Genomic DNA, 14423 nt, shown 5'->3' with positions numbered 1-14423 from the left:
GGGTCACTGCACCTTGATGTTGCGCAGCACCGCGGCGGCCGTGGTCTTCTTGAGGACCATGGACACCGGGCCGAGTTCGACCTCGCCCTTCTTCACCGCACCGGCGTGCTGGTAGTCCGGCAGCCAGGTGGAGAGCAGCTGGCCGACGGTCGCGACGCCGTGGAAGGCGTCCAGGCCGAACCGGACCGCGTACAGGTCGGTCAGGCCGGTGATGTTGCCGCCCGCCCCGGCGCCGTCGGCGTCGCGGGTCTCGATCGGCACGATGTCGGTCTCGGTCGTGCCGGACACGGTCGTGCCGAGGTCGACGAGCACCGCGTTGCCGTACCGCTCGATCTCGCGGCCGAGCGCGTCCTCCGACCGCGTGTAGTAGCCGGATCGGCGCGCGAGCGAACGGACGCGGGTGATGGACTTGCGGTTGCCCATGATTGCGCCCGCGCCGCCGACCACGAGGGACAGGAAGTCGTCGAGCACGTCGAGCGCGCCCATCGCCTTGTCCTGCGTGTTGACGGTGTTGGCGGACCAGTCCAGGTAGCCGGTGCTGACCCCGTTGTTGATCGGCAGGTACTCGGTGGTGCTGCCGGTCAGGGCCTTGTCCAGGCCGTCGAACCCGTTCGCGTCGACCGCGACGTCGCCGTTGACGACCTCGTTGGCGAACTTCGTGTCCGTGGACTTGATCAGCTCGCCCATCTGGAAGTTCGTCTCGTTCGTGCGCGCGTCGCCGAGCCGGGCGATCACGCGGTCGAGGTCGAACGACCCGCCGAGCGGCTTGAGGTCCGTGGTGTAGCGCTGCCGCTTCGCCTGGCCGGACGTGTATTCGCTGTTGATCGCGCGGAACGCGGCCGGCGCGGCCGAGATCAGCCGGGTGTAGCCGTAGGTCAGGGTCGCGCCTGCGGTGCCCGGCGTGACGCAGTCGTCGAACGTGACCTGGTCCATCAGCCACGAGCTGCGCCGGAACTGGTCGATGACCGCGTAGTCGATGTCGTTCTGGGTGTTGAGCTGCGCGTCGGCAAGGGTGATTGCCATGGTGTGTTCTCCTCAGATGCTCCAGCGCGCTTACTTGCCGCTGTAGTGGCGAGCGAGGGCTTCGCTCAGGTCTTTCGGTCGGCCGGGTTTCGACTGCCTTGCGCCGCCGTCCGCGCCGCCCTGGAACCGCTTGCCTTGCGCGAGCAGGTGGGGCTTCTTCTCGGCGAGTTCCTCGAGAGCGTCCTTGATCGCCTCGACGTCGATCTTCCCGTCGTCGATGAACTCGTCGGCGTCCTTGTTCTTCATCAGGATCGCGACCGCGTCTTCCGGGTCGGCGAACTTCGAGGCTTTGGCCTCGATCTTGTCCAGCACCCGCCCGCGGAGCGCTTCGGCCTGGGCTTCCGCGCGCGCGTCCGCGCGGATCTTCTCCGGGTCCGGCTCGTCGTCCTTGCCGTCCGTCTTCGCGGGCTGTTTGCCGCCGCGGAGCTGGTCGAGCGCGGCCTTGTCCTTTTTGGATCGGCGTTCGAGGGTGCGGTTGATCCGCTTCTGCGCCTCGAACTTCGCCTTCCAGTCCGGTTCCTCGTCCTTGTCCGTGTCGTCCTTGCCGTCGCCGCCCGCATCGTCGTCGTCGTCGCCGTCACCGGCGTCGTCATCGTCGCCGTCGTCTCCGGAATCGTCGTTGTCCGACGAGCCGCCCGCGATCGGCCAGATCGGCTGTGCGCCGGTCTCGCCGGGGCGGGGCTTGCGCCAGCCGACTGCTTGCAGGCCGGTGACCGCGTGCACGGGCAGGATGGTGTTCTTCACGGTGCTCTCCTTGCGAGAGGTCGGCCCCTGCCCTTGCGGCCGGGGTCAGATGATGTAGCCGTAGAGCTTCAGCAGCCGGATGGCGTCCTCGCGGCTGGTCGCGAGCTGGTAGATCGACTCCGGCATCAGCCGCGGGATCTGCGCGCGGTTGCGGGTGACGGTGCGCTGCACCCGGCCCTCGCGCGAGATCCGGGTGACCGTGCGGGCGTCGGTGGTCTGCATCTCCCCGGCGCGGGCGATGAGCCGTTTACCGGCGATGCCTCGCCGCGTCGTGCCCTCGGTGGTCAGGAAGACCTCCTGCCCGTACACGTTGGTCGTGCGCAACCGGCCGCTGCCGATCGCGCGCCGTTCCTCCGCGGTGATCCGGGCCCCGGCCGGGGCGAGCCCGGCGGCGCCGCGGCGGGCGTTGACGACCTGGTTCATGTCCGCGCCGTCGCGAATCGCCTGCGCGCCGTCCTTGGTGAAGATCCGGTTCTGCTCGGCCTCGCTCATCTGCTCGAACCGTTCCTTCGGGTCCGAGACAAGGCCTTCCGACCGCGCGGCTTCTTCGCCGCGGGTCGGGATGTGCGCGCAGTTGCATTGCGGGTGCCGCTCGAAACCCGCGTTGTACCGGTAGATCCGGCCCGCGAGGATGATGCACCGCGAGCAGTCCCCCGGCGGGACCAGCATCCGCACGTACCCGATCGACGACCGGGTGGCCAGCGCAACGCCGTCCGCGACCCGGCCGGCGTCGGACACCTGCGTGCGCACCAGCATCTCCAGCGACGCCTGCCCGGTCGCCATCGCCCGGTCGAGGTTCGCGCCCTTCCGGATCGCGGTTTTCGCCGCCACGACCGGATTCCACAGCGCCGACAGCAGATTCCGCCCGTCCGACGCGATCCCGGCCAGCGCCTCCGGCACCAGCTGCCCCTCCGGTTCCACGACCGCGCCCTGCGCCTGCAGTACCGCTCGCGTGTACGCCTCGGCTTCGGCCGCGGCCTGCAACTGCGCCGACTCGACCCGGGCCATCAGCCGCCCGACCATCCGCAGCCAGCTGACCGTCAGGTTCCCGGGGTCAACCTGCCGCCACAGCGCGATCCCGTGCCCCGCCGTGGCTTTCGCGAGCCGCTTGCGCCGCTCGCCGTGGTCGCGCGCGAGCTCAAGCGGCGTCGGCATTCGCGCCGCCGGTGCTGTCCTGGCCCGGCGGCTGCCGGTCCGCCATCTGGCGCGCGATCGCCGCGGTCGGGTCCATCTCGATCTCGCGCCGCTTCATCTCCAGCACCTCGGCGATCTCGTCCGGCTCCATCCCGATCCGGCGCGAGATGTACTCGAGCGGGTAGCCCATCGCCCACAGCTTCTGCGCCGCGTCGACCGCCTGCGCCTCGGAGCGGATCTCGACGTCTTTCCACAACGTCGCCCCGCCGCGGATCGCCACCGCCCGCTCGGCGTCGCCGGTGACCAGCGCGCACAGCCGGTTGATCTCGCGGACGCCGCGGCCGTAACTTTCGGTCTTCTCCTCGGTCCGCTTCACCAGACCGGTTTCCGCAGTCTTGAGCGTCTCGGCGTTCGCGTTCACGATCTTGGACATCAGGTAGTGCGGCGGCGTCCGCGACTGCGCCGACACGTGCGACACGCTCGTGTCGATCACGCCGGTGTAGATGTCCAGCGGCGTCGGCTTCCACTCGCCGATCTTCGCGTTCGGGTCCTCCAGCCACACCACCCGGTCGACCGCGAAATGCTGCAGGTCGACCTCACGCTCGCCGACCACCTGCCCCTGGTCGTCCAGGATCGGGACCTTCGGCTTCTCCGCGCCGAGGATCACCCGCTGCACGAACGACGCATAGTCCGCGGCGTTGAGCAGGTACGCCCACATCAGGTTGATCGCGTCCTGCATCGCCGCGACCCCGGCCAGGTCCGACAGCGGCGGCCCGAGCAGCCGCGGCCGGTTCGGCAGCTCGACGAGCGGCACCTCGCCCAGCGGGTTCGGCAGCGGCCACGGCTCGCCGTCCACCTCGCGCGGCTCCCAGCCACCGACGAGCGTGCTCCGCGCGATCACGTACAGGCCGTTCTCGGTCCGGCCGTTCTCCATGATCGACTGCCGCCGCTGGAACTTCCACAGCGCCTTCGGCGTGTAGAGCGTCGCGTACTCGAGTTCGGTGTCCTCGTCGACCCACAGCTTCAGCCCGGCACGCCGCCGATTGGTCTCCGGGTCATAGGACACGATCGCCTGGCCGGGGTGCTCGAACGTAATCCGCGGCGTCTTCTCGTCCTCCGGGTTGTTCCACACCAGCCCGTACGCGCGCTTGCCGATGATCGCCTCGAGGAACGCCTGGTCGGAAAAGTAGTCGGCCTCGTTCGCCCGCCACACCCGCCAGAATTCCTTGTCGACCTTGCCGACCCCGCCGTCCGGATTGACCAGCCGGAACCCGGTCACCTTGAGCCGCTCGTTCGGCGCGTCCGCGACAACGCCGCACCAGTTGTCCGAAAACTCGTGGTACCGCTGGGAAAAGTACTCAGCGAACTGGTCGGACGCGAAGTTCAACTTCCCGCGCTCGCCGCGGTAGTACTCGTCGAACTTGACGACGTCCTTCTGCCGCTTGTACAGCCGGAGAGCGAGCTTGTTCAGGGTGGCGACGGCGTTCTGCGTTTCCGGGTCCACTGCCACCCCCTCATGCCGTGTAGGCGTAGTACTTCTTCCGCCAGAGCTTCGCCGCGGTCACATCGCCCGCAGCCTCGTTGCAGATCACCGACACGACAGCCATGTCGATCTTCCGGCCGTCGCCGGGCTTCGTGAGCACGTACCGGTTGCTCGGCCGCGCCGCCTTCCGTGCCGCGCCCATGTGGTCCTTCGTGACCTCGCACCCGTCGTGCGCGAACGCGCTGTCCGCCTTCGCGACGTCGGTCAGAATCCGTTCGCACGCGGCGTGCATCTGCACCGGCCGGTAGGTCTCCCACCGCAACACCCGTTTGACGCCGTACTTCTCCGCCCACGTGTCGATCTCGGTCTCCCAGTACGGCGGGTCCGCGTACATCCGCACCACGTCGTAGTTCGCGAACAGCCAGTCGACCGCCGCCGCGACCTCCAGCCGCGGCACCCGCCCCTCATAGTCGGCCGGATCCCAGATCGTCGGCCCCGCCGGGGTGTCCGGCGTGAACTGGTAGCCGTCGCGCGTCTGCGCCCGGATACCCGTCCAGTCGTCCACATCGGACCCGTCGAACCCGAGCACGATCTGCGACCGCAACGGCACCGTCACCGGCTTCGTGGTCTTGCGCGCCTCCCAGCGCTCGCCGTCCATCCAGGTCCCGAGCCCGGCCACGATCCGGTTGCCGTAAAACCGTTCCGCCTGCCCGGGATCGGTCTCGATCAGCTCCGCGGCCTCGCCCTCGATACCGGCGAGGTCGGCGTGCGGCGATCCGGCGTAGTTGAACGCGTGGATCTTCTTCCGGTCCGCCTTGTTCTTGTACTTCAAATCCGCCGGCGGCGGCTCGTAGAACTTGAACACGTCCTTCGCGCGGCCCTCGTGCGTGCGCTGCGCTACGGACTTCTCCGACGGGTCGTAGCAGTTGGTCGTCTCGACCGACCGGCCGCCCATCGCCGCCGCGCCGCGACGCATCGTCTGCGCAACCTTCACCAGCTTGTTCTGGTCGGTATACAGCCCGGTCTCGTCCTGCGCGCAGAACGTGATCGGGTTGCCCAGCCGCGACATCGCCGACGACGTCACGACGTCGATCCGGTTCGAGTCCGGATCCCCGTCGCCGCCAGTGACCCGGATGAAGCCCTCCCGGACCTTCATCCGGTCGGCCAGCCGCTCCCCGCGCGCCATCGCCTGCAGCGGCCGATAGACGTTGTCCACCTGGTCTTCCGACGTGGCCAGCAACTGGATCAGCGGCGTCGGCCACGCATGCCCCATCGCCTCGCCCGGCTTGTACCGGTAGACCCACCCGCACCCGCACCCGTGGTCCGCGCAGTCGTAGACGTCGTCGTCCCCGGCCCAGCCCAGGAACAGCACCGGCCCGACCGCTTCCGCGGACACGATCGCCGCCGTCCACGGACCCTTGCCCGTCTTCTGCGGAGCGATCACCTGCGACCGGCGGTTGTGGAACGCGCCGGCGCGGATCGGGATCACGTCCGGATCGACGCCCCAGCCCGGAACCTGCTCCGTGCGCGGCTTGATCCGGTAGTGGTTGACCGTGCACCACAGCTGCCAGTCGTACATCCGGAAGTACTGGCCCTTGCGGAACCCGTCCGGGATGATGCAGTGCCGCTCAATCCAGGCCGGAACCACCCACAGCGTGGGGAAGTCGACGACGTACTGGCTACGCCCCGCGGCCATGCGACACGACCGTCAGCCGAGTCCGCGGATCTTCAGCCTCGTCCTCAGGCTCCGGCTCCGCAGCACGCTCGCCGCGCTTGCCGGCCACCTCGTCAGCCGAGATCGCCCAGCCGTTCTCCCGCAACCCGGCCGGAGTCAGCCCGATCTGGTCGGCGAACCGGTGCAGGCTGTTCTTGTCGGCCGCCGTCGCATCCGCCGACTCGCACAGCGCCGAGGTGCGCACCCACATCGCGATCGCGTGCCAACGCCAGCGCTCCCGCGCCCACGCGCACGCCTGCGGAGTCGCCCAAGCCCACTCCCACAGCTCGATTTCCCGCTCCCAACGCGCATCCATCGCCCCAGGATCGAGTTCGCGAACCTTCTGCCCGTCCTCGAAGTACTCGTAGTAGATCCGCAGCTTCGCCAGCGGGTACTCCGGCACCTCGCCGCGGTGGCCCTCCGCGGGCAGCGCCGTCAGCTTCACGCCGAGCCGATCGCTGCGCCCCGAGCCCGGGTCCTTCTGCGGGCCTGACCGGTTCCGCGCACCGCCCTTGGTCATCGCCATCACTCCTCAGCAGCCTTGCGCCGCGTCGCCGAGCCCGGCCTTGCGCCGAACCCGTCGTGGTGGACGACCCGCGTCCGATGTTCTGAACCCTCCGCGCCATCCGGAGCCCTCCCCAGCGGTCCGAGTAAGATCCACTTCGGGGGGTACCCCCCAGGGGGTATGCGAGGTTGGTGATCGACTTTCCGCGCGAGCATGATCATCCGTTGGTGACCAACCATGATCACGGTCTCGCGGCCCAGCCTCCAGGCTGATGCTTCGCGGTCTCGATCGAGTGGCAGCTGTGGCACAGGCCGCGCCCATGTGCCGGGTCGTTCGGGTCCATGCCTCGCAGCACCAGCGTCCGCCTGTCCAGCGGGTGATGGTCAGCGTGCACCGACCATGCCTTGCCGCACAGCTGGCAGATCGGATGCCGTGCCAGCACGCCCGGGCGGAACCGGGTCTCGTGTGCCCGGTCGTACCCGCGATCGCGTGCGCTGCCCCGCTTGCGCTCTGCCTTGCGTGCGCACTCGTCGCACCTGCCCTGCCCTGCGGGTACCAGCTCGGGGCAGCCGGGGGTGGAGCACACCTTGCCTGCCCGCCGTGGCATCAGGTGCAGGGATCGGGGTAGTCGAGAGCGCTGTGGTCCCAGGCGCTGGCCTTGCATCGGGCGCAGCGCAAGCGGATCAGGCCGAGGCGGGACAGTCCACGGTCCAGCCGTGCCGTCCACCACCGGTGGTGCGGGTGGGTGTCCAGCCACCGGGGCGTGGGGATGGGCACGGGCCAGAAGGTGTACTGCCACAGTTCGACGGTGCCGTCGATGCGGGTGCGCTGGTGTGTGGCCATCGGGGGTTGCCCTCCGCGTCCGTGCTCGTGGACGAGCTGTGGGCCGAGGGCTCTGCCCGACTCCGCCGAGCAGCCCCGGGTACGAGAACGGCCCCGCCGGTCTGTGCCTGGCGGGGCCGTGGTGTTCGTGGTGGGCGGTGGGCATAGCTCACGCCCGGGGTAAGCGTTGCACAGCAGTTGACCTTGGGCAATGACCGGGGTGTCCTATGTGGCCCGTGTCGTGCACGGCCACGCCAGTTCGATCGTGACGCCCCAGTCGATCCGGCCGTTCCCGCACGCCCGGTACATCGCAGCGAGGGCGACCTTGCGGGGTGCCCGGGTCGAGGCCATGAGCACGTCGAGCGACCGTGCATCCTCGGCGTGCGCCCGCGCGCAGGCGTCCACCACGGCGTCGTCGGTGATGTCGCTGCGCTTCACGCTGCTTGCCTCCGGTCGAGGTAGGCGAGCACCTCGACGAGGCTGTAGCCGCCGTCACCTCGGGTGATGTGTCCGCGGTGGACCCACGAGCGCAGCGTGGTCGTGGTGATCCGGAGCCGCTCGGCCCCGTCCGGGTCGCCGTTCTCCTCGCGTCGTGCTGCCTCGACGTGAAGCAGCAGGACGACGTCGGCGGCGCGGGCCCGGCCGGTCACCGCTTGCCCTGTTCGTCGGCGAGGCGGGCGTCGCGTTCGGCTTTGCGTCGGGCCCAGTGGGCGTCGACGAGCCGGTTGCGGCGCGCGCGGTCGTCGGCGATGGCGCGGCGGAGCGGGCCGGGCACGCGTTCGACGACGTAGTCGCCGGGCTGTGCGCCGTAGCCGGCGAGCTGGTTGAGCCACCAGTCACGCTCGGCCTCGGTGGCGGCGAAGTCGGATGTCTCGCTGCGGGGGCTGAGGCGTTCGACGAGGAGGTCGTCGCGGGGGCTGATCCGCCACAGCCATTCCGAGTCGTCTTCACGCTGCCAGTCGCTCACGTGTTCGACTGTAGGTAGCGTGACAGCCGAGGTCAACGACCTTCGGCCGCGCGGAATGTGACGCCTGGCGGCTCCTCGCCCTGGCTGATGGCTTCGGCGATAGCCTCCACTACCTGCTCGTCCATCGTCATTGCTCCGCCGAACTCTGCTTGCCACGCCGCCACGATCTCGTCTGCGGGCTGGCCATTGTGGATCTTGGCGAACTCGACCATCGCAGCGTCGTAGCGGCTCTGAGTGTCGGATATCAGCTCAGGCATCTTCGCCTCGATCGCCTTGCTTAGCTCGTTCTCAAGGTTCGGGTTCAGCTCGAACTTCACCTGGCGCTCCCTTGCTGTCGGGGTGGTGGGTAGTCGCGGTGGTCGCATCCGGCGTTACGAGCGGGAGCAGCGCACCCACTGCTGGTAGTCGGTCACGAGAGAAGCTCCTTGATGATCAAGATGCCCACAATGGTCAAGACGAGCAAGGACGGCACGATGCATGCACACGTGATGACGGTGAGCAGGCGGACCTCGCGCCGTTCGTTCTCCTCGTTCACGCTGTTGCTCCTTGTGCTGCTTCGAGACGGACCAGGTCGAGCCCGTCGTAGGTGCGCTTGCAGGCTTCGCATTGGGCGGGTCGCCCGACACCGCCCCAGAACACGCGGCCGTCGCAGGTGACGTTCAGGCACGCGCCGAGCGCCTTCTGCGGTGCGTCGTTGGCGAGGCTGCGGGCCATGTGGTGCAGCTCGGCGAGATCCTCGGCGACGTCGTCCACCCACGGCTGCGCCCCCACCCACCACAGGTTCCGGCGGATGTAGCCGGCGTCCGCCGCGATAGTCCCGCCGGGGCGGGATTCGTCACGCTCGCCCGCGATCGAGTCCGCCAAACTGGACAGGCTCCGCGGGATCGACCGGACCCAGCTGGCCAAATCGTCCGGCCGGCGCGTGATGGCGTCGCCGTGCTCGTCGACGTCGCCCGGGAGCGAGCGCGGGTCGAGCGCGGCGACCACGTCCAGGCGCAGCGGCGGGGTCGAGCCGTACCCGGGCGACATGCGCCCGGTCTGACCGCGGACCGGCTCCACCGAGTCCGGGAGGACGACGGTCGCGTAGTGGACGACGCCGCGCACCAGCTCGATCAGCTTGTTCACGCAGTCGTTGCACGAGTAGGCGACACTGCTCGTGTCGGCGCGGCGGCACACCCGGCACTTGCCGAGAGCAACGGGTTCGGCGGTCACAGAACCTCCACAGGCCAAGGGGCGAACGGGTACTGCTGACTGCGCCGCGCGCCGCTCGGGGTGTCGGTGCGCTCGACCTGGCCGCCGGCGTAGCCCGGTCCGGTCAGGCTCCGCAGTGCGGCGGGCTGCGACGGGTGCGGGCCGGACGTCGTCGAGCCGGTGAACCCGTAGCCGGGCCGGTCGACCATCCATCCGTACGGTCCCTTGTATACGCGAGGCTTCGGCTTCACGGTGCCTCCTTCGTGGGGAATCCGATGTAGACGCGGGCGCCGATGGCGTCGCAGTAGCGGCGGAGCATCTTCAGCCGGGGTTCGCGCGTGTCGGTTTCGATCATCGAGACCGTGCTGTCGGCGCAGCCCATGCGGCGGGCGACGTCCCGCTGCGTGAGCCCGGTCTGCTCACGCAGTCCGCGGAGATGGTTGCCGAGGCTCACCGGAACACCTGATTCAGGGCAGCGGCCAGCCAGCCATGACGGCGTGCCGGTGGCGGTTTCGCGGTCCAACTGGCCGAGCCTGCCGGGCTGTCGTGGTCCTCGACGGCCGCCACGGGGTCACCGGCGAGGTGCGCCGCGCGCCGGGCCAACTCAAATGCTTCCCGGAACTCTGCCTGCAGTCCGACGAGCACCTGCTCGAAGTCGGGCGGCGGCACCGCGGTCCCGATCCCGCCGGGCCGGTAGCCGATGTCGATCGTGAACCCGGAGCTGTCCCGGGCGATCGGGGCGTGCACGAGGCAGACCTCGATGCCGTTGAGTGCGAAGTTCGGGCATGCGCCGTCGTCGGTGTTGCTGCACAAGGGTTGCTGCATGGTGAGCCTCCTCAAAACGGCGGTTCGTCGGGGTTGCTTCGGCGGCGGCCGGTCGTCGTCCCAGTCCTCGAACCATTCGTCGTCGACGTCGTCTCGCCAGTCCTCAGCCACGGTCGGCTTCCTCGGTTCGGTGCCCGTGCCCGGGCAGTCGACGGTGCAGGACGTGCGCGGCGCATCGTGTTGCCTGGTCGAGCAGGCTGTCGCCGGGGAGCCCGTCTGTGACGGGGGTTTCGCACCATTGGCCGTTCGGGTCCCAGACACAGGCCAGCGTCCCGGCGATGTCAGCGGCGATGTCGCAGGCCGGGCAGTCGCGTTCGTGGAGCGGTTCGGTTCGCCATTCGATGTCCTGGAGTACGTCGGCGAGTTCATCGGCCGCTCGTTGCAGCTCCTCTTCGGTGTACTCAGCCACAGTCGTCCCTCTCGCTGTCGATGGCTTCGTGAGCATCCATGTGGCGTCGGTAGCAGTCCCGGCACATCACGCGCGGGCTGCACCGAAGACACGAGTCCATGTCGTTCAGCTCGAACCAGCCGCCGCATTTGACGCAGTCCGCGGGCATTTCCGGCATCAGAGTTTCGAGGCTCACCGGTCGGTCTCCTCGGTGTCCGGCTGGTGCTCCACCACGTGGCCGTGAGCGTGGCGGCGGATGAACGGCCGTGCTTCCGCTGGGTTGCGCACGAACTCTTCGGCTCTTGGGCAGAACTCGCAGTGCATCCGGACGTACGTTCCAGCATGGGTCGTGCCGATGTGGTCGGGCACGGTCAATCCGTACAGCACGGGCTTCTGGATGCAGTCCGCTGCGTGAGGCCGCTGGCAGTTGCCGACTTCGCCGCACGGCTTGCATGGGTCCGGCTTCGGCTCCTCGCGGCCCGGCTCGCGGTCGAGGATGGCGGTGATCATTTCGATCAGGATCAGTTCGTTGGCGTAGATCACGCCGTTTTTGATCAACTTCTCGCGACCGGCCAGCACGGCGCGGATGTCCGCGAGCTTGGCGTCGCGGCGTTCACAGGCGCTGTTGGCGATCCGCAGCGAGTCGGTCAGCTTCGCGACGTCCCCGAGCTTCACGGCGTCGGCGGGCGGCTGCCCAGTGCGGAACGCCTGCCGCCAGGTCCCTGGCGAAATCTCGGTCCACACTTGAGCACCGAACGACGGATGCGCCTCCACGCGGATGCCGTCATGGTCGTAGACCGTCGTGTTCGCGCACGGCTGGTCGGGCACGCGCGGGGTGTCGGCGTCGGTCATCGCTATCGCTCCTCGCATTCGAATCGGACTCCGGCAGCGCCACGGACCTTGTCGCAGACGATCACGGGTTCGCCGCGGTCCATGGCGGTTCGCCACCACCCGACTTCGCCGATTGCGTCGAGCAGGAAGTTGGTGCTGCCGATGCGGTATCGGGCCTCGGCGCTGGCGAGTTCGAGTGCTCGGTAGACGTCGTGGGTACCGAGCACGTACACGTTGTCGCGTCGCGCGTACTCGTCCTCGGCGTAGATCGCGCGGATCTTGCGCGGCCGGTAGATCTTTCCATTGGGGCGTTTGACCGGAGCTAGCTCGCTCATCGCTGTTCCTCGCTGGGTAGTGGCTTGCCATCGAGAGCGGCGCGGAGATCCATCTGCGCGGCGCAGACTCGGCACGTAGCCATCGGGGTGAAGGGCGCCTCCGGGCCGGGACATGCCCAGAAGCTGCAGGCGCCCTTGAGGTCGTCCAGGACGCTGTTTACGACGGCGCGCAAACGGTCGTACTGCTCACGCTTGTAGGCGGGCCTCAGCCACCCTTGTTCAGCCACGACCGGCCTCCTCGTTGCCCGACTGCGCCTCGCTGTCCGCCTGGCGCTCGACAGGCAGGCTGTGCGTGTGCTCGGCGACCCATTCGCCGAACTGGGGTGTGTTGCCCGGCTTCCCCCAGCCTTCCCGGCAGTACTCCGGGTGAGACTCGTGCTCACACACCAGCAGACCGCCTGGCTTCTCGACGATGTACGTCGGGATCGGGACACCGAACAACGTCCGCGGCTTCGTCTCGCCGGCCGGTCCCTCGTGGTCTTCGCTGATGCGGTGCGTGTCCGCTTCGACATCCCAGGCCGGTTCGTCACTGGGTCGCGCATCGGGTCGTAGGACGGTGATTGCCGCGTAGATGGCCTCGTGCCGCGTGTCGAGCTGCTGCAGCGCGCGGTTCAGCCGACGGTCCAGTTCCGCGCCGATCGCGTCGTACAGCGCGTCGTAGCCCTGTGCCGGTTCCTCGCGGTCCGTGACGAGCCCGCGGGTCCGGTCGATAATGCGCTGCACGGCTTCCATTCCGCCAGCGGAAGTCGCCTCGCAGTTGGTCAACCACTCGTCCACAACCGCACGGATGTCGGCGAGTTTCTCCCGGGCCTCGTCACGCTCGGATCGGGGAACATAGTGCGTCTTCATCAACCGCGCGGCCGACTGGGCGTCATCCAACTGTCGCGTCAACTGCTGAATCTTTACTGTTTGGCCGGCGAGCTCCGCCTCCGCGGCATCGGCGCGGGCACGCAATTCCTTGTTGGCCTTGAGGACTTGCTGAACCTCGTCCTCGGCTTCGGCGACGCTGCGACCATGAAGCGGGACCGCGTCGGCAGGCACATCGACCGCGTGGCCGAAGCGGGTGAAGCCGGACCAGTCGTCAGTCACAGCGTCGTAGACGTACACGGCGTCCGTCGATTCGGCATAGAGGTCGCCGTGCTGGCCCGCATTCGGCCGCTCGCTGGCGAGTTCATCCGCCCGACGGTTCAGCATCTGCGCCGCACGGAACCACGTCGCCACTGCGCTCACGGTGTGGCAGTCGGTTCCGTCCTCCGCGCAGGTATCCTCCTCGCGACCGCTGTCGTCGTCACCGATCTCGTCCCGCTCGTTGGCGCGCGCCGTGAGCTTCGCAGCGAGGTCACGCAACTCGGCGACAATGCCGGTTCTGCCCGGCTGAGCGGGCTTGTGGTCGCACGGCACGTCGCCCAGTCCCGCGCAACTGGGGCACCGCGTCGGCGCAGGATTGGCCGTTTCAACCGGCTGGCTGTCCCGCTCGCTGGCGTTCTCGGTCTGGTCAGGCATCTGGTGTCCCTTCGGGGTTTCGGGGCTCCTGACGGAGCTGGTCGGCGTCGAGAGTGGCGCGGCGGAGGACGGCCGGGGCGAGGTGCGGCTTGCACACCAAGCACGGGACGGCGGGGTCGGCGTCGCGGTCGAGCCATCCGTTGCGGCAGCGCGGGTCGTGGCCGTCCTCGTCGATCGGCTCGCCGAAGCGGTCGAGGTTGCTCACGACGCCTCCTGGGCTCGTCGGCAGTGCGCGCACGTCGCGCTCTTGCCGCTGACGGGGTGGATGTACAGGCCGCCGTCGGCACCGTGGCTGCAGCGCATTCGAGGGTCGGTGCGGGCTTGGTCGATCTCGCGGCCGATCTCCTCGGCGCGCTGGACCTCGCGGTCGTCCCAGCTTTCCGCCGAGCGCCGCGCGTCGGCGCAGGCACCGCATGCCGGAGCGTTCGGGTTTCCCCGATGCCGGGGGCATTGGGCGGGGGGTCGCTCGAACCCGCGCGGTGCGTTGGTGACCTCCCCTCCCAAGTCTCCCGAAGGGGTGTGGGTGAGGGTGAGGGTGAGGGAGTCGTGAACGTTCGCCGAACCTTCCGGTCCCGTTCGGTCGAACGTGCGTTCCTTGTTCGCCCGAACACTTCCCGAACGCACGCGGGCCATACGGTCCCTGGCCTTGCGTTTCTCGTCCTCAATGGACGAACGAGACCTCTGGATGTCGGTCCAGTCGTGGTACCGGAATCCCGGAGTTGAGTCGCGCGTCTCCTCCGACCAGAGCCCGACTTCGACCAGTTTTTTCGCCAGTTTTTTGCCGCTACTCCAACTCTGGACGTAGTACAGCGGTACCCAGCCGTCAGTCAGATGGGCCGGGTTCATGCACCACGAACCGGCCGCCGCCCACAGCCCGAACGCAGCGAGCCCGGCGGCGCGCAGCTTCGGATGCTCGGAAGCGGTGTCCGAGACGCGGAAGTCCGGCATGGGCAGTTCC

At 68.8% G+C, this 14423-nt stretch carries 22 protein-coding genes; all 22 read right to left on the bottom strand.

Going from position 1 to position 14423, the window contains the following annotated elements:
- Positions 1–3 precede the first annotated feature (3 nt).
- The 22 genes from H4281_RS12690 to H4281_RS12590 all read right to left on the bottom strand — a co-directional run bounded on the left by H4281_RS12690 (position 4) and on the right by H4281_RS12590 (position 14413).
- Positions 4–1023, bottom strand: coding sequence for a major capsid protein (locus tag H4281_RS12690; protein WP_182891082.1), 1020 nt, complete (start codon positions 1021–1023; stop codon positions 4–6).
- Positions 1024–1053: 30 nt separating this feature from the next.
- The gene (locus H4281_RS12685) at positions 1054–1767 is read right to left on the bottom strand and encodes a hypothetical protein (RefSeq protein ID WP_182891081.1); all 714 of its coding nucleotides are present in this window, start codon (positions 1765–1767) and stop codon (positions 1054–1056) included.
- Positions 1768–1812: 45 nt separating this feature from the next.
- Positions 1813–2922: a VG15 protein gene (locus H4281_RS12680; RefSeq protein ID WP_182891080.1), complete on the bottom strand. Its 1110-nt coding sequence runs from the start codon at positions 2920–2922 to the stop codon at positions 1813–1815.
- Positions 2906–4405 carry a phage portal protein gene (locus tag H4281_RS12675; protein WP_182891079.1) on the bottom strand — a complete coding sequence of 500 codons (1500 nt, stop codon included), beginning with the start codon at positions 4403–4405 and terminating at the stop codon, positions 2906–2908. Before H4281_RS12675 ends, H4281_RS12680 begins: the two co-directional genes overlap by 17 nt.
- Positions 4406–4415: 10 nt before the next feature.
- A complete protein-coding gene (locus tag H4281_RS12670; protein ID WP_182891078.1) occupies positions 4416–6080 on the bottom strand; it encodes a terminase large subunit domain-containing protein in 1665 nt (554 codons plus the stop codon).
- On the bottom strand, positions 6064–6618 hold the full coding sequence (locus H4281_RS12665) for a hypothetical protein (protein WP_182891077.1): 555 nt from the start codon (positions 6616–6618) through the stop codon (positions 6064–6066). Before H4281_RS12665 ends, H4281_RS12670 begins: the two co-directional genes overlap by 17 nt.
- Before the next feature lie 591 nt (positions 6619–7209).
- Entirely contained in the window at positions 7210–7446 is a 237-nt protein-coding gene (locus H4281_RS12660) for a hypothetical protein (RefSeq protein WP_182891076.1), read from the bottom strand.
- Between the two features lie 204 nt (positions 7447–7650).
- On the bottom strand, positions 7651–7863 hold the full coding sequence (locus H4281_RS12655; RefSeq protein ID WP_182891075.1) for a hypothetical protein: 213 nt from the start codon (positions 7861–7863) through the stop codon (positions 7651–7653).
- On the bottom strand, positions 7860–8075 hold the full coding sequence (locus H4281_RS12650) for a hypothetical protein (protein WP_182891074.1): 216 nt from the start codon (positions 8073–8075) through the stop codon (positions 7860–7862). Before H4281_RS12650 ends, H4281_RS12655 begins: the two co-directional genes overlap by 4 nt.
- Positions 8072–8392: a hypothetical protein gene (locus H4281_RS12645; protein ID WP_182891073.1), complete on the bottom strand. Its 321-nt coding sequence runs from the start codon at positions 8390–8392 to the stop codon at positions 8072–8074. Before H4281_RS12645 ends, H4281_RS12650 begins: the two co-directional genes overlap by 4 nt.
- A gap of 32 nt (positions 8393–8424) precedes the next feature.
- Entirely contained in the window at positions 8425–8709 is a 285-nt protein-coding gene (locus tag H4281_RS12640) for a hypothetical protein (RefSeq protein ID WP_182891072.1), read from the bottom strand.
- A 92-nt stretch (positions 8710–8801) separates the two neighbouring features.
- On the bottom strand, positions 8802–8927 hold the full coding sequence (locus H4281_RS46180; protein WP_281390345.1) for a hypothetical protein: 126 nt from the start codon (positions 8925–8927) through the stop codon (positions 8802–8804).
- A complete protein-coding gene (locus H4281_RS12635) occupies positions 8924–9604 on the bottom strand; it encodes a hypothetical protein (RefSeq protein WP_182891071.1) in 681 nt (226 codons plus the stop codon). The genes H4281_RS46180 and H4281_RS12635 overlap by 4 nt, the downstream gene beginning before the upstream one ends.
- Positions 9601–9834, bottom strand: a complete 234-nt coding sequence (locus H4281_RS12630) for a hypothetical protein (RefSeq protein WP_182891070.1) — start codon at positions 9832–9834, stop codon at positions 9601–9603. Before H4281_RS12630 ends, H4281_RS12635 begins: the two co-directional genes overlap by 4 nt.
- Positions 9831–10037, bottom strand: a complete 207-nt coding sequence (locus tag H4281_RS12625; RefSeq protein ID WP_182891069.1) for a helix-turn-helix domain-containing protein — start codon at positions 10035–10037, stop codon at positions 9831–9833. Before H4281_RS12625 ends, H4281_RS12630 begins: the two co-directional genes overlap by 4 nt.
- The gene (locus H4281_RS12620) at positions 10034–10519 is read right to left on the bottom strand and encodes a hypothetical protein (protein WP_182891068.1); all 486 of its coding nucleotides are present in this window, start codon (positions 10517–10519) and stop codon (positions 10034–10036) included. The genes H4281_RS12625 and H4281_RS12620 overlap by 4 nt, the downstream gene beginning before the upstream one ends.
- On the bottom strand, positions 10512–10817 hold the full coding sequence (locus tag H4281_RS12615) for a hypothetical protein (protein ID WP_182891067.1): 306 nt from the start codon (positions 10815–10817) through the stop codon (positions 10512–10514). Before H4281_RS12615 ends, H4281_RS12620 begins: the two co-directional genes overlap by 8 nt.
- A 171-nt stretch (positions 10818–10988) precedes the next feature.
- Positions 10989–11648, bottom strand: coding sequence for a hypothetical protein (locus H4281_RS12610; protein WP_182891066.1), 660 nt, complete (start codon positions 11646–11648; stop codon positions 10989–10991).
- Positions 11649–11650: 2 nt separating this feature from the next.
- Positions 11651–11962 (bottom strand): hypothetical protein, encoded by a 312-nt coding sequence (locus tag H4281_RS12605; protein ID WP_182891065.1) that lies wholly within the window; start codon positions 11960–11962, stop codon positions 11651–11653.
- A 219-nt stretch (positions 11963–12181) separates the two neighbouring features.
- Entirely contained in the window at positions 12182–13465 is a 1284-nt protein-coding gene (locus tag H4281_RS12600) for a hypothetical protein (protein WP_182891064.1), read from the bottom strand.
- On the bottom strand, positions 13458–13670 hold the full coding sequence (locus H4281_RS12595) for a hypothetical protein (RefSeq protein WP_182891063.1): 213 nt from the start codon (positions 13668–13670) through the stop codon (positions 13458–13460). Before H4281_RS12595 ends, H4281_RS12600 begins: the two co-directional genes overlap by 8 nt.
- Positions 13667–14413, bottom strand: a complete 747-nt coding sequence (locus H4281_RS12590; protein ID WP_182891062.1) for a hypothetical protein — start codon at positions 14411–14413, stop codon at positions 13667–13669. The genes H4281_RS12595 and H4281_RS12590 overlap by 4 nt, the downstream gene beginning before the upstream one ends.
- Between the last annotated feature and the right edge of the window lie 10 nt (positions 14414–14423).

The organism is Amycolatopsis dendrobii, assembly GCF_014145675.1.
GTDB classification, from domain to species: domain Bacteria; phylum Actinomycetota; class Actinomycetes; order Mycobacteriales; family Pseudonocardiaceae; genus Amycolatopsis; species Amycolatopsis dendrobii.
Note: the sequence above shows the minus strand (reverse complement) of the source record. Positions and strands in the feature narration are given on the sequence as shown.